General features: G+C 40.3%; 10 protein-coding genes and 1 CRISPR repeat array. All 10 genes read left to right on the forward strand.

Annotated features, from left to right (window positions below):
• The first annotated feature begins 97 nt into the window (after window positions 1-97).
• The 10 genes from Q0G26_RS09750 to Q0G26_RS09795 all read left to right on the forward strand — a co-directional run bounded on the left by Q0G26_RS09750 (window position 98) and on the right by Q0G26_RS09795 (window position 14,781).
• The gene (locus Q0G26_RS09750) at window positions 98-1,420 is read left to right on the forward strand and encodes a hypothetical protein (protein WP_293830207.1); all 1,323 of its coding nucleotides are present in this window, start codon (window positions 98-100) and stop codon (window positions 1,418-1,420) included.
• 418 nt (window positions 1,421-1,838) lie between these two features.
• Complete coding sequence (cas3, locus tag Q0G26_RS09755; RefSeq protein ID WP_293830209.1) at window positions 1,839-4,232, forward strand: CRISPR-associated helicase Cas3'; 2,394 nt, start codon at window positions 1,839-1,841, stop codon at window positions 4,230-4,232.
• A gap of 16 nt (window positions 4,233-4,248) precedes the next feature.
• Window positions 4,249-4,995 carry a type I-C CRISPR-associated protein Cas5c gene (cas5c, locus tag Q0G26_RS09760; RefSeq protein WP_293830211.1) on the forward strand — a complete coding sequence of 249 codons (747 nt, stop codon included), beginning with the start codon at window positions 4,249-4,251 and terminating at the stop codon, window positions 4,993-4,995.
• Window positions 4,982-6,844, forward strand: coding sequence for a type I-C CRISPR-associated protein Cas8c/Csd1 (gene cas8c, locus Q0G26_RS09765; protein WP_293830213.1), 1,863 nt, complete (start codon window positions 4,982-4,984; stop codon window positions 6,842-6,844). The genes cas5c and cas8c overlap by 14 nt, the downstream gene beginning before the upstream one ends.
• A gap of 1 nt (window position 6,845) precedes the next feature.
• Entirely contained in the window at window positions 6,846-7,769 is a 924-nt protein-coding gene (cas7c, locus tag Q0G26_RS09770) for a type I-C CRISPR-associated protein Cas7/Csd2 (RefSeq protein ID WP_293830215.1), read from the forward strand.
• Window position 7,770: 1 nt separating this feature from the next.
• Window positions 7,771-8,610 (forward strand): Fic family protein, encoded by an 840-nt coding sequence (locus Q0G26_RS09775; RefSeq protein ID WP_293830217.1) that lies wholly within the window; start codon window positions 7,771-7,773, stop codon window positions 8,608-8,610.
• Window positions 8,611-8,792: 182 nt separating this feature from the next.
• Window positions 8,793-11,364: a CRISPR direct-repeat array (repeat unit 31 nt; unit sequence GTCGCTCCCGTGAGGGAGCGTGGATTGAAAT).
• Between the two features lie 84 nt (window positions 11,365-11,448).
• Window positions 11,449-12,114, forward strand: coding sequence for a CRISPR-associated protein Cas4 (gene cas4 / locus Q0G26_RS09780; protein WP_293830220.1), 666 nt, complete (start codon window positions 11,449-11,451; stop codon window positions 12,112-12,114).
• Window positions 12,111-13,142, forward strand: coding sequence for a type I-C CRISPR-associated endonuclease Cas1c (gene cas1c, locus Q0G26_RS09785; RefSeq protein ID WP_293830222.1), 1,032 nt, complete (start codon window positions 12,111-12,113; stop codon window positions 13,140-13,142). The genes cas4 and cas1c overlap by 4 nt, the downstream gene beginning before the upstream one ends.
• Before the next feature lie 10 nt (window positions 13,143-13,152).
• Window positions 13,153-13,443, forward strand: coding sequence for a CRISPR-associated endonuclease Cas2 (cas2, locus tag Q0G26_RS09790; RefSeq protein WP_293847684.1), 291 nt, complete (start codon window positions 13,153-13,155; stop codon window positions 13,441-13,443).
• A 519-nt stretch (window positions 13,444-13,962) separates the two neighbouring features.
• Window positions 13,963-14,781, forward strand: a complete 819-nt coding sequence (locus tag Q0G26_RS09795; RefSeq protein WP_293830226.1) for a PD-(D/E)XK nuclease family transposase — start codon at window positions 13,963-13,965, stop codon at window positions 14,779-14,781.
• Window positions 14,782-15,316: the final 535 nt, after the last annotated feature.

Consider the following 15,316-nt stretch of genomic DNA (forward strand, 5'->3'; position numbering starts at 1 on the left):
TGGTGACAGGTCTGCTGTGCCTTTGCTATTAGTTGCGGGCAGTTCGGCGTGGTGCTATACTGAGCTTAGAAAGTTTAGAAGCGAAAGTGGTGATTATATGTTGCAGGCAATACGCAGATTATCTAAAACACATCTGGCAGTGCTTTGCATCTGCCTGCTGGCTACGGGCAGCGCTGTGTACTTCTTTTTGGCGCAGCGTGCCAGCCGTCATGCGGCGGAGCTTTTTAATTATTATATGGCAAAGCAGCAGGTGCTGGCAGGAAGCGTGACGGCCGAGGAGCTGCGTGCCGATATCTGGGGCAACGTGTATTTTAAAAACCTGACCTGGGATTCGCCGGAGGATGAACGCTTGTTGGATGTGCCGGAGGGACGCATCAAAATCAAGCCGAAGGATATTATCCTGCGCATTGCCGGTATTGATACTGTGCAGGAGGTGGAGCTGAGCGGTGCTTATATTCATCTTGGCTTTGATGATAAAATGCGCCTGGATGTGCTGCAGCGTAAAGGCGAGGCGCAGGAGATTTTGCCGGACGAGGTGCCACCGGAAAAGCGCCATCTGCAGATTAAGGGCAGACTGCCGAATATTAAGCTGATTTTGCATGATACGGTGCTGTCGGCAGAATATAAAAAGCGCCATTTTATTTTGAATGACGTGGACGGAACGGCGCAGATACATGAGCATCAAAAGTTGGAGCTGCATTTGGCGGCAGGACGCTACGGCGGCAGTATCGCAGGCAAGGGGCTGAATATTGACGGAACCTGCGACCTGCAGGGGGAGCAGAAGACGAATATCAACATCTGCCTGTATGATGTTATCCCGGATTCGCTGGGCATGAAGAATATTAATGATGCGATGACGGTGACCGGGCAGATGACAGGCAGCCTGAAGAAGCCTTTGATTGATGGGGCGCTGGCGCTGAAGGAGCTGCATCTGAACGATTTGTATTTTACGAATATCAACGGCACCTACCATTATGAAAATGCGCTGATCACCTTTCAGGATGTGACGGGCAGCATTTTTGGCGGTACCTTTGATGCTATCGGCCTGTATCATTTTGATAATCGTTATTACAAGATTGATGTTGATGGCAAGAACCTGATGGCTTCGCTGGCTGCCAAAAGCAGCAAGATTAATACGAGCGTTGCTTTGAAGATTAAGTTCCGCAATGAGGGGCCTAAGGGCAATAACCTGGTTTATGGCAGCTTTTCTACGGGCAAGGGAACGTACATGCTGGTGCCGTTTTTGAGCCTGTGCGGCAGCTTTAGCGACCAGAGCGGCGAGCTGGCCTTTAGTAATGTGGAGATTGAAACTAAGGTGGGCACGTTTGAAAGCGATGTGTTTAAGATTGTGGATGGCAGATTGCAGCTGGGCGAGATTTTTCTGGCGAATGGTGAAGGCAGGCGTATACGCGTGAGGTAGGGGGGAGAATTTTTATAATAAAAGAATATACAATATAGGTATTCATTGTGGAATCAGAAAAGTCCAGTCTGTAATTTAAAAAAATTAATAGACTGGACTTTTGTGCAAATTCCTAAATTTTTTTCAAGGTAGCAAGTGACTTTTTCAATATAGACAAAAACTGTCTTTGTAGTGTGATACACTAAAGATAAATTAGCAGAAATGTAAAATAGAGATACATTTTAGTATCTCCATTTACATACATAAAAATATAATTTTTTCAATCCACATATACCGAAAGTATATGACTCTTTCATTGTACAATAACAATCTTCAGAAGACAAGGTAATTTTGCGTGCTTAGCAGAAATAATAATCCTTGACAATTGATTCTTCAAACATTAAAATATAATTGAAAGCAAAAAAGTGAGGTGTTCAGTATGTATCCGGCTCATATAAGAAAAGAAATATCTTGTGATGGTAAAGTAACTTATTCATTTCAATCTGTTGCTGAGCATTGCCGTAATACAGCAAAATATGCTAGTGAAGCATTAAAGACAGTAGGCTTAGAAAAGACTGCTTATCTTGCAGGCTTATTACATGACTGTGGCAAATATATGTTCAGGTTTAAACGGTATATTGAAGATGCAGTTATCAATGAGAAAAAAGTTCAGAGAGGTTCTGTTAATCATACTTTTGCAGGGGTAAAGCTGATTTTAGCGAAACATGCTAAATATGTTGGAACAAATTACTTCCAAGATTTAACTGTTGAATTGATAGCTTATGCAATCGGAGCACATCACGGCTTATTTGACTGCATAAAAGATAAGGATGAAAGTGCCTTTGCTTACAGATTAGAAAAAGAAAACATTGATTCTGAGGAGGCTATAGAAAACTTCTATAATGAATGTGCCAGTGAGGATGAAATTGAAAAATTGCTTTTGGAGGCAACAGATGAAATAAAAAATCTTGCCGATATAATAGTTAGTATAGATAGAACAGAGCATGATGAAGAACATGAAATTCCATTTTATTATTCATTGGTGTGTCGTTTACTGACATCGGCAGTTATAGATGCCGATAGAAAAGATACTATGGAATTTGAAAAAAATGAGGTAACTAAGCAGGTAAGCTTGGATTGGAGCAAGGCGTTAGAGAATTTTAATTCTTATATTAAAAATTTTAAGACAGATCGAGATATAGATTTAGCACGCAAGGAGATTTCTGCTGCATGTGCTGTTGCTGCGCAAAAACCTGAAGGAGTATACAGGTTAAATGTTCCGACTGGTGGTGGCAAAACTTTAAGTTCATTGCGTTATGCCTTGGAACATGCAAAAAAATATCATAAAAAAAGAATGTTTTTTGTCATGCCTTTACTGTCCATCATTGAACAAAATGCACAGGAAATAAGAAAAGCAGTACAGGATGATAGTATTATTTTAGAACATCATTCTAATGTCATTGATGATGAAAACAGTGATGTCGAAGAATTAAATAAGAGAGAGTTGCTTATGCAGTCATGGGATAATCCTATGATTATAACAACATTGGTGCAACTTCTAAATACTATGTTTTTAGGAAAAACCAGTTCAGTCAGACGTTTTGCATCTCTGTGCAATAGTGTAATTGTTTTTGATGAGGTGCAGTCTTTGCCAAACAAAATGCTTACGCTGTTTAATTTAACTATTAACTTTCTTGTGAAAAAATGTCACGCAACTGTTATTTTGTGTTCCGCTACCCAACCGTCCTTTGAAAATGCTGAGCATAAATTATTAAACGAGGTTAGTGATTTGATTACGTTGCCCTCCGAAACTTTAAAGGTTTTTGAACGTGTGGAATTAGTTGACAAGGGTTCTATGAGCATGGAAGAGTTATCTGATTTTGCTTTAGAAATAATAAGGAGCAAAAAAAGCCTTCTAGTTGTATGCAATACAAAACGAGAGGCAAAAGAATTATTTGAGAATTTACAGGCTGAAGTAAACAATACCGTTCCAATGTATCATTTATCTGCCTCGATGTGTACAAAGCATAGAAAAATGATAGTAGAGTCAATGAAAATAGATTTGAGTTTGCCAGATCCTAAACAAATAGTTTGCGTTGCAACTCAAGTAATTGAGGCTGGTGTGGATATTTCTTTTAAATGTGTTATTAGATTACAGGCTGGAATGGATAGTGTTGTTCAGGCAGCAGGAAGATGCAATAGAAATGGCGAAAATAAATTAGAGTCGGTTTACATTGTAAATTTATTGGGAGAGAAACTTCATCGGCTTAAAGAGATTGAAACTGCCAAAGGAGCAACTGAAAGTTTATTACAGGAAGTTAAAATAAAAAAACATTATACTAGCTTGAACTCCGATGCAGCTATTTCCTTTTATTATAGAAAGCTGTACTCTAAGATGGATAAGGGTGAGCAAGATTTTTTAGTACCTAATTTACATAAGTCTTTATACGGATTGTTAAATCAACATGATGTTGCAGATGGTTACTTTTTGGCGCAACAGTTAAAGACGGTAGGAAAGTATTTTAATGTTTTTGATAATAATACCGTTGAAATGATAGTACCTTATGGGAAGGGGCAAGATGTTATTAGTGAGCTGAATTCTGAGAAAGCTATGTATAATTTTGTGTATGCTGAGGAAGTTATAAAGCAAGCAACTGGATATACTGTTACATGCTACCAATATCAAATAGAAAAATTAAAAGAAGGAAATAAAGATGCAGCAGTGATATATAATGATTATTTTGGCATCTATATCTTGAATGATTCTGCTTACTATGATGATAAGCTTGGTTTGAATTTAGATGCCATAGGTGGCGAAGGAGTTTTTTATTAAGCAATGGAGGTGTCGTATGCATTCTAATAATGTCGAATTTGAGGTTTATGGTAATTATGCACTTTTTAGTGATCCAATCATGCGTGTAGGTGGTGAGAAGTGTTCTTATCAGGTGCCTACATATGAAGCATTAAAAGGTGTTTTAATGTCTGTATATTGGAAGCCAACCATCATTTGGTACATTGACAAGGTGCGTGTAATGAATCAGATTCAAACAGAGGTTAAAGGCGTCCGTCCAATTAAATACACTGGTAATGGAAATGATTTGGCATATTATACATACCTGAAAAATTGCCGGTATCAAGTCCAGGCGCATTTTGAATGGAATAAGAACCGACCTGAGTTGGAAGGTGACCGAAATGAGAATAAACATCATAATATTGCAAAACGGATGATATTGAAAGGCGGCCGCCGAGATGTTTTTTTGGGAACACGCGAATGTCAGGCTTATGTAGAGCCTTGTAAATTTGGTGAAGGTGCTGGGGCCTATGATGATGTTAATGAATTGGCTTTTGGTGTTATGTATCATGGTATTACTTATCCGGATGAATTTTATTCTTCTGAAACTAAGGACTGCATGACTGTACGTTTTTGGCGACCGGTTATGAAAAAAGGAGTTATTGATTTCATACGGCCTGAAGAGTGCACTGCTACTAAGAGAATTCATCCGATGAAAATGAAAATTTTTGAAGATAAGAAGAATTTTAGTGGTTTAGATGAGTTCGAACAAGAGAAAGGAGGAACAATAGATGAGTTTGTTTAATAAAGCCTATGAGACATATGAATACCATAAGTCATTAGTAGGAATGCTTGCAGCCGGCAAATCACCTTTATTGCCAATTTCGCATATTTTGAAAAATGTACAAATTGAAGTAAGCATTAATCTAAATGGCGAATTTGTAAGTGCAAGAGCATTGGATAAAAAAAGCAAAGATCCTAATGTGCCTTTTGAGCAGCCAACTATTATTCCTGTAACAATAGAATCCGGTAGTCGTTCCGGCAAGAATCCGGCAGCGCATCCATTAAGCGATAAATTAGATTATCTGATTCCAACAGAAAACAATAAGCATCAGGAATATATGAATTTATTAGCAAATTGGGAAGCCTCACCAGAATATGGCGATATAAAACTAAGTGCTATAAAGAAGTATCTTGATGGAGAAACAATTGTCAAGGATTTAGTAAGAGAACAACTTTTGGAATTGGATAAAAATAACAAAATAGCTGACAAAAAAATTAATGGTGTAGAACCATTGCAATGCATGGTGCGTTGGCGTGTTTTGGGAACAGACGTAGAAGAATGTTGGCGTGATAAACAGCTATTCCAAAAATGGGCTTCTTATTATGACACTCAAATGCAAAATAATGAGAAATTCATTACGGACCTTTGCATGATTTCTGGAGAACAAGAAATTCTTGCACCTATGGTTCCTAAAGGCATTGTAAATATGCAGGCAAATGCTAAATTGATTTCTTCTAATGATACTGCAAATTTTGTTTTTCGTGGACGCTTTACTGATGCCGAACAAGCAAGCAGTGTGGGATATTCAACCTTTCAGAAAGTGTTTGTGATTTTGCAGTGGCTGGCCAATAATTCTGAAACTAGCTTTTGCGTATCTGATAGAACTTTTTTGTGTTGGAATCCTAAAGGAAAACCTGTACCAAAGTTTAATAAGAGTATATTTGGCGATAAAAAGAAAACAATTTTTATTCCTTCTGATTATCGCAAAGAATTGTACAATACCTTGGCTGGATTTAAAAATGATTTACCTAATGATGAGGATGTAATTATAGCAGCTTTTGATGCAGCAACAACCGGTCGATTATCATTGGTATATTATAATGAATTAAAGGCATCTGATTTTTTTGAAAGAATTAATAGCTGGTATAATAGTTGTTATTGGTATTATTATCAAAATATCCAATCACCGTTGTTGTATGATATAGTGCGTTTTGCTTTCGGTGTTCAGCGGGGCAATGATGATAACAGCAAAGTTGAAGTTGATGATAAGCTTTTAAAACAACATATGCAGAGGCTGTTTAAGTGTCTTATTGAGAAACTGCCTATGCCTTATGATATAGTAATGGCATTAACTGCCAAGGCTTCAATGCCTAAAAGCTATAATAAGAAAAATCGTGAAAAGATACTTTCTGTAGCTTGTGCGGTCATAAGAAAGTATTATAATGATAAGGCCCAAAAGGAGGAATGGAATATGAGCCTTGATAAAAATAAGTTGAATCGTGATTATTTATATGGCAGATTATTAGCTGTATTTGAAAAGCTAGAGATTGACGCAATGAAGAGCCGGTACGGCTATACTGATAATGATATCAGGGAAACTCATGCTGATAAATTGTGGAATTTTTATTGTGCTAAGCCGGAAAGTGGTACAGCGAATATTAATGGTGCTTTAAGACCTTATTTGAAGTATTTGCCGGATACAAGAAAAAACTTCTATTTGGGGCTTATTGGCGAAATTATGGGCAAAATAGGTGAAACAGCTGATAAAATCCGCAATAAAAGTTTGGAACCCTGTTATTTGATGGGGTATTATGATCAGCGCAATGATTTATATACATCTAAAAAAGACAAACAAGAGGAGGATAAGTAAAATGGCAGAATTAAGCAACAAAATTGACTTTGTATTATTGGTAAGTGTAAAAATGGCAAATCCCAATGGTGATCCGCTGAATGGTAATCGCCCGCGTATTGATTATGGAAGCTATGGTGAAATTACAGCTGAATGTATTAAGCGTAAAATCCGTAATCGTATGCAGGATTTGGGATATCCTATTTTTGTACAGTCTAATGATCGCAGCGATGATGGCTTTACTTCTTTGAGCGATCGAGCATCAGCACTTATTGCTAAAAAGCTTGAAGAAAAGAATTCAGCAGAAGATAAGAGTGATAAGAAAGCAAAGAAAGGTGACAAAGTTAGTCCGGAGCAGTATGCTGCCTGGACATGTGAAACTTGGCTTGATGTGCGTAGCTTTGGACAGGTATTCGCATTTAATAATAAAAAAGATAAAGAAGCAGCAGGTGTTTCAGTAGGTGTAAGAGGACCTATCTCGATTCATCAGGCAGTAAGCATTGATCCCGTTGAAGTATGCTCTTATCAAATTACTAAAAGCGTTAATGGCGAAAATAAAGAGGGCAAAGAAGGAAAATCTTCTGATACAATGGGCATGAAGCACATGATAAAGTTTGGTATGTATGAAATTAAGGGTGCCATTAATGTTCAGCTTGCAATGAAAACTGGTTTTACAGATGAAGATGCTGAGGTAGTCAAAAAATGTTTATTAACTCTGTTTGAAAATGATGCTTCTTCGGCTCGTCCGGATGGCTCTATGGAAGTTGTTAAGTTGTATTGGTGGAAGCATAATTGCAAGGAAGGGCAGTACTCTTCTGCTAAGGTTCATCGTTCTGTTAAAGTAAAGCTTAAGGAAGGTATTGCTGAGGCACTGTCTGCAGATGATTATGATATTGTTGTTGATGAATTGACTGGACTTGTTCCCGAAGTTAAAGAAGGAATGTAATATGCAGAAAGATTGGTATCAAGACTTAAATGAATATATTCGTTTGGGTGAACCAAAGCTGGAAGAAAAAACAGTTGCCTGGCAGACTGCAATTGGTTTACAGGCAGTAGATGGCCTTTCTACTTCTAATTACTTACTGGAAACAGCTAAAGAGAATATTGAAGGCAAAATCACTATTAGTGAAGCTAATGCTAAAATCAGTAGTTATTATGAGGAATGTAACGATAGGAAAGCTATTGAAGCTGGAACGAAAGAAGCGGATATTGTAGCCGGTAGGATTACTGCAATATTGGGAGAAAAAACATTTAGCTTTTCTCCTGCTTATTGGATTTCCATACATAAAAACCTTTTTGCGAATGTATTTGCTCATGCCGGAGAGGTCAGAACCTATAATATTAGTAAAAATGAATGGGTTTTGAATGGAAAAAGTGTTTTTTACGCATCTTATGATAGCATTCCCATGACACTCGACTATGATTTTAATACTGAAAAGAGATTTTCTTATAGAAATCTTAGCGAGAGTGAAATCGTTAAGCATATAGCAAAATTTACTTGTGATATATGGCAGATACATCCTTTTTGCGAAGGAAACACTCGCTCAACTGCTGTTTTTATCATAAAGTATTTGAATTCTTTAGGATATTCCATAGGTAATGAAGCTTTTGCTAAGTATTCCTGGTATTTCCGTAATGCTTTGGTTAGAGCAAACTATAATGATTTGCAAAATGGAGTTCATGCTACTACGGTGTATTTAGAGAAATTCTTTGAGAATTTACTATATAACGGAAATAATGAATTAAAGAATCGTTATTTGCATATTGATTGGCATGAGGAAGAATAGTCTAGATTTATCCTGTGCGAAGTTATATGGAACATAAAATTTAGCTTAGGTTCGCAACTTGAGCTAGAATGGGAAACTAAAAGTTTTCTCACGTCAAAATAAAATTCTTGAGTATTTGAGTTGAGCCGGTTCGCAAAAAATGCTTGACTTAAATTAATAGAGAAGTAATTTGTTTTGATGCGGTCGCTCCCGTGAGGGAGCGTGGATTGAAATCTGACAGCGCTTACATGTATACCACTGCTGACAGTCGCTCCCGTGAGGGAGCGTGGATTGAAATCTGACTGCCGTTGGTAAAGTTGTAGATAAGGTGCGTCGCTCCCGTGAGGGAGCGTGGATTGAAATATTCTGGATACAATATTTGCCATTGCACGCTCTGTCGTCGCTCCCGTGAGGGAGCGTGGATTGAAATTACAATCTGCTGGCGCTGATCCGTGACCATACGAGTCGCTCCCGTGAGGGAGCGTGGATTGAAATTCTCACTTCGATGGATATTGGGGATTCTATCTGGTCGCTCCCGTGAGGGAGCGTGGATTGAAATAGGAAACTATCATCCGCAAGTTCAATCCGATTGGCGTCGCTCCCGTGAGGGAGCGTGGATTGAAATATTTTTTATTTTTATCTCTTACCCTTACCTCTTGTCGCTCCCGTGAGGGAGCGTGGATTGAAATGAAGCATCATCAGTCCAATTCAGAATCATCCACCGTCGCTCCCGTGAGGGAGCGTGGATTGAAATTGTTATCAAAGATATTTTGACAGCTAGAGCTACAGGTCGCTCCCGTGAGGGAGCGTGGATTGAAATTGTAGGATTTCGGCGGCCTCTGATGCCGGGGCAAAGTCGCTCCCGTGAGGGAGCGTGGATTGAAATGTTCGGTTAATGGCGCAAAACCCGATTCTAAAGGGTCGCTCCCGTGAGGGAGCGTGGATTGAAATCCCAATATGGGACTGACAGAATATGTAGACGCTGAGTCGCTCCCGTGAGGGAGCGTGGATTGAAATTGAGAGCGAAGCTAACGCCGCTCAGAGCGCGCAGGGTCGCTCCCGTGAGGGAGCGTGGATTGAAATCGCCAACATCTGGAAGAGCCAGCTAATCAGCAGCGTCGCTCCCGTGAGGGAGCGTGGATTGAAATGTTTGTTCCCGGTATTGGAACACGATGAAGAAGCGTCGCTCCCGTGAGGGAGCGTGGATTGAAATTGAAAAAAGATTATCTCACAGCGATTGAATTGCGTCGCTCCCGTGAGGGAGCGTGGATTGAAATCACGCAAGCAGTAAAAAGAACTGGACTTATCATAGTCGCTCCCGTGAGGGAGCGTGGATTGAAATACCTGTGGAGTGCTGTAAAAATTGCAGAGCAAAGTCGCTCCCGTGAGGGAGCGTGGATTGAAATATTATCTAAGACTGTTTGCCAAAAAGTGGGTAAGAGTCGCTCCCGTGAGGGAGCGTGGATTGAAATCAGGAAGACGCTTTGACCATGATTGCCAAAAAAGGTCGCTCCCGTGAGGGAGCGTGGATTGAAATTATCATGAAGTTAGTGAGGAGTGCAAAAATAGGCGTCGCTCCCGTGAGGGAGCGTGGATTGAAATAACACCAGAGGGCAAGCCATAATTAGGATTAGCAGGTCGCTCCCGTGAGGGAGCGTGGATTGAAATATTATGCTTGTATATACCATACCATACCGGATTGTCGCTCCCGTGAGGGAGCGTGGATTGAAATACTTATTTCATAATTATAATATATGAATATAATGTCGCTCCCGTGAGGGAGCGTGGATTGAAATACCAAACAAAAATTGACCAAGATATGTAGCGGCCGGTCGCTCCCGTGAGGGAGCGTGGATTGAAATCGCGGCTCAAGAATCTTAAATCTCGCAACATGCGGTCGCTCCCGTGAGGGAGCGTGGATTGAAATTATTGAGCAGACTAAGGCTCTCGTTGAAAAGTAGTCGCTCCCGTGAGGGAGCGTGGATTGAAATACGGCATGCGGCGTAGACTTCTCCCTTTGCACAGTCGCTCCCGTGAGGGAGCGTGGATTGAAATAGCTTTGCTTATATCAATGCCGAAGGGCGCACGGGTCGCTCCCGTGAGGGAGCGTGGATTGAAATTTTTTGGCTTTGCTTTCCAGCGACCACTCTCGCACGTCGCTCCCGTGAGGGAGCGTGGATTGAAATCGTCAAGGCTCGTATATGATAAATGGGTTAATCGTCGCTCCCGTGAGGGAGCGTGGATTGAAATGGCTCCCGTGACGTTATCGGCGAGCTTACCCCAAGTCGCTCCCGTGAGGGAGCGTGGATTGAAATAGTATGTATGACAATAGCGATGTTGATGACTGGCGGTCGCTCCCGTGAGGGAGCGTGGATTGAAGTAAAATGCCTTGCAAGGCACTCGCAGAAGTCAGCTAGTCGCTCCCGCGAGGGAGCGAGGATTGCAATTGGTTATCACTGTAGATGCTAACGCTTATATGTGGGTGCTGTTGCCCGCGAGGGAGCGAGGATTGAAATTGGTTATCACGGCGCTGGATGGCGGTGAAGCAGGTCGCTCCCGCGAGGGAGCGTGGATTGAAATGGCGGCATGATGGAACAGCAGAGCGTGACCATACAGTCGCTCCCGCGAGGGAGCGTGGATTGAAATACTGTAATGCATTATGATCCAGTTTACGAAAACGTCGCTCCCGCGAGGGAGCGTGGATTGAAATAATCTGCGCATATAATTACGCAGCCTTTTCTCTCGTCGCTCCCGTAAGGGAGTGTGGATTGAAACACTGAACACGGTTGGATTTTCGGTTTTGTTAATGTAAATGTAAATGACGTATTCTGATGAGCCTAAAGGGAAAGGAGAACTCTTATGGAGTATTGCGAAGACGAATTCTTACAGCTTTCTGGAATTCAGCATTTTTGTTTTTGTCGCAGACAATGGGCATTGATTCATATAGAGAATCAATGGCAGGAAAATGTAAGAACAATTGAAGGTAACATAGTACATGAACGTTGCCATGATGACGGCATTATAGAAAAACGTGGCAATTTGCTAATTACACGTTCTTTGAGCGTTTTTTCAAGAAAGTTAGGCGTTTCGGGACAATGTGATGTTGTAGAGTTTACACAGTCTGAAAATGGCTGCACGCTATATGGACGCGAAGGAATTTGGCAACCCTACCCCATAGAGTATAAGCGTGGAAAGAGCAAGCTGATTGATGTGGACAGATTGCAATTATGTTGTCAAGCTATGTGCTTAGAAGAAATGCTGCATGTGAAAATACCTAAGGGGGCTTTGTTTTATAATGAAACACATCGGCGGGAAGAAATTGATTTTACTGTTTCTATGCGTGAAACTGTTGAAGCTATGCTGCGCGAAATGCATAACTATTATAAACAAGGGTATACGCCTAATGTTAAACCGAAAAAAGGCTGTAGCTTATGCTCTTTAAAAGATATTTGCTTACCAATTATATGTAAGAAAACAGATGTAGCAGATTATTATGCAAAATTTTTAAATGAGGATGCATTATGAGACACTTAATGAATACTTTATTTGTGACAAGTGAAGATATTTATTTGTCGCTGGATAATGAGAATGTTGTAATAAATCGGGAAGGTACAGTAGTAAAAAAATTACCATTGCGGATGTTTGAGCAAATTTTATATTTTGGCTATATGGGAGCGAGTCCTGCATTATTGGGAAAGTGTGCTGAATATGGTATAGCTGTATGCTTTTATAAACCTAGCGGAAGATTTTTAGCGAGAGTAATGGGGAACCATAATAGCAATGTATTGTTACGTAAAGAACAGTATAGAATTTCCGATTCAGAAGAGCTTAGCTGTAAAATAGCGAGGAATTTTATTGTTGGAAAGCTTTATAACTCACACAGTGTTTTGGAACGGGCGAAGCGAGACCATGCTTTGATTGTTGATGTAGCTAATTTAGAACAAGCAAGTCGCGAAATTATGCGTTTGACGAGGTTGTCAAGAAAATGTACAGATTTAGCTGTCCTACGAGGCTTAGAGGGAGATGCTGCAAGCTTATATTTTGCTCAGTTTAATGAGCTCATATTGCAAAATAAGGCTTATTTTAGGTTTACTAATAGAAATAAAAGGCCTCCGACTGATCCTGTTAATGCTCTATTATCCTTTGCATATACTATTTTGGCTAACGATTGTGCTGCAGCACTTGAAGGAGCCGGCTTGGATCCCTATATTGGTTTTCTGCATCGGGATAGGCCGGGGCGTTTGTCTTTAGCGCTTGATTTGATGGAAGAATTTCGCAGCATTATAGCAGACAGATTTGTGCTTACGTTGATTAATAATCGTGTAATTAATGAAAAATCATTTAATAATCAAGAAAATGGCAGTGTACTATTGAGCGAAGATGGACGCAAGATGTTTTTGGAAGCTTGGCAAAAACGCAAGCAAGATGTAATTATGCATCCGTTTTTGCAAGAAAAAATACCATGGGGCTTAATACCTTTTGTTCAAGCACAGCTTCTAGCAAGATATATACGTGGCGATATTGATGAATATCCAAGTTACTTATGGAAGTGAGGAAAATAGAATGCTGATATTGGTAACCTATGATGTTAATACGCAGGATGCGGCTGGCAGGAGAAGACTTAATAAGATTGCCAAAATGTGTTTAAAATATGGGCAAAGAGTGCAGAATTCTGTATTTGAATGCCTGGTAGAACCACATGACTATGTTCTTTTACAAAATGAACTATTGAAAATAGCTGATTTAAACAAGGATAGCCTGCGTTTTTACAATTTGGGTGCTAAATATAATACGAAAATAGAACATTTTGGAACTAAAATGTCATATGATCCCGAAGGCGTTTTAATGTTTTGAATATTCCTTGTCCCTTTTTCCTAAATCCGGACAGAGTCATCTACAACGCCTTCCTCATGCCAGTTGACAAAAACAAATGGGCAGGGGAGAAAGCAGGCGCGTTGCATTATGCAGGCGAAGCTGTGGCGCAGTGGAAGGAAAACAAGAGGAGGGCAGGGACAAGGAGTAAGAACATATTCATGGCATCCTGCTGGATGTGAAGTACCTGATGCAGATTGCCGAAAAGCATTCGGAGACGGATATCAGGAAGCTGGCGGAACTCATAGAGAAGTACTGTAGCGAGTGTATGACAAAGTAAAAACTAAAGGCGTTCTACCTGACTGCGGTAGAACGCCTTATTTTCCAAGCGTTAATTATGCAATATTCATAAAATTCTTGACAATATCTTAATTATCTGCTAAGATAAATCCATAAGATTTTGCACACCTGCCTGGAGCACGGTCACTGCAGCGTCACGAACGTCTTATGTATTATTGAGTAGTACATAAGGCGTTTTTTGTTAAGAAGGGAGTTGAACGAATGGTAAATCTGAGAGAAGATACCAGAGAATCCATTGCCAAGTTAACTTTAATGGATGATGTTTTTATGAACAAGGTCTTTGAAAATGATACGGAGCGTACAGCGTTGTTATTGCGAATTATCTTAAATAATGATAAGATAAAGGTAATAAAAGCTGTAACGCAGCAGAAGCTGAAAAACCTGCAAGGACATGACCTGCAGCTGGACATCCTGGCGCAGGAAGAAAACGGCAGGCTCTTCAATGTAGAAGTACAGAACCGTAGTAGTGGCGCTGCAGCACGCAGAGCACGCTATCATCTGAGTATGCTGGACGCTTACAGCCTGCCAAAGGGTGAAGTATACCAAAAGCTGCCTGATAATTACGTTATCTTTATCACGCAGTATGACGTGCTGAAGGGCGGGTTGCCAATATACCACATCAGTAGAAAAATAGAAGAAAACAATGCAGCTTTTGTTGATGGTTCGCACATCATCTATGTAAATAATAAAATTAAGGACAACACACCACTCGGTCGTCTGATGCACGATTTCAACTGTAGTAATCCGAATGATATGTATTATCCGGAATTGGCAGAAAAAGCAAGATATTTTAAGGAAACAGAAAAGGGGTTGACGAATATGGGCGATGTATTTGAAAAATTTGTAGCAAAAAGAGAAAAAGAAGCTGCTATGAAAGCAGCAGAAAAAGCTGCCAAAGAGAAAAACATTGAGTTTGCCAAAGGCCTTTTGGCTGATGGCATGAGCATCGAATTTACTGTGCGCCACTCCAAACTTTCGGAAGCAGAGGTGCGTGAGCTTGCCTCCAAGCTGACAGCATAAGAGCACATTAAACTAAAGGCGTTCTACCGGACTGCGGTAGAACGTCTTATTTTTACCTAGCACAATATATTTTTACGCAAACGAAAAGACCTGAGGTCCGCAAGAATCCGGACTTCAGGTCTTTTTTTGCACTATACCGTAAACGGTAATCATTGGCACAACCATTTCGTCTGCTCGCAAAGCTCGCAGCCACCTCGCCTTTCAGGGGAGATATAGTAAAAGTTCGCTTAACTTTATATGCTCCCTGCAAGGGAGCTGGCATCGCCGCAGGCGATGACTGAGGGTTGTTTTAAAGCGGTAATCTAGGCCTTTAACTCGCGGGAGTATTTTTAGGGATGTTGGAACAGGAGTTACAAAACCGCAAGCGGTAATCTAGGCCTTTAACGATGTGAACCAACTGCGTCTTAAAGCATTGGCTGAGCAGTTACAAAACCGCAAGCGGTAATCTAGGCCTTTAACCCTGTGGCTCGCACACGGCTCACAGAGCGGGCTTAAAGCCCTACAATGGAAAATCAAAAAACTGTTCATAGCAAAA

Source organism: uncultured Phascolarctobacterium sp. (assembly GCF_934190775.1).
In the GTDB taxonomy this organism is placed as follows: Bacteria; Bacillota; Negativicutes; order Acidaminococcales; family Acidaminococcaceae; genus Phascolarctobacterium_A.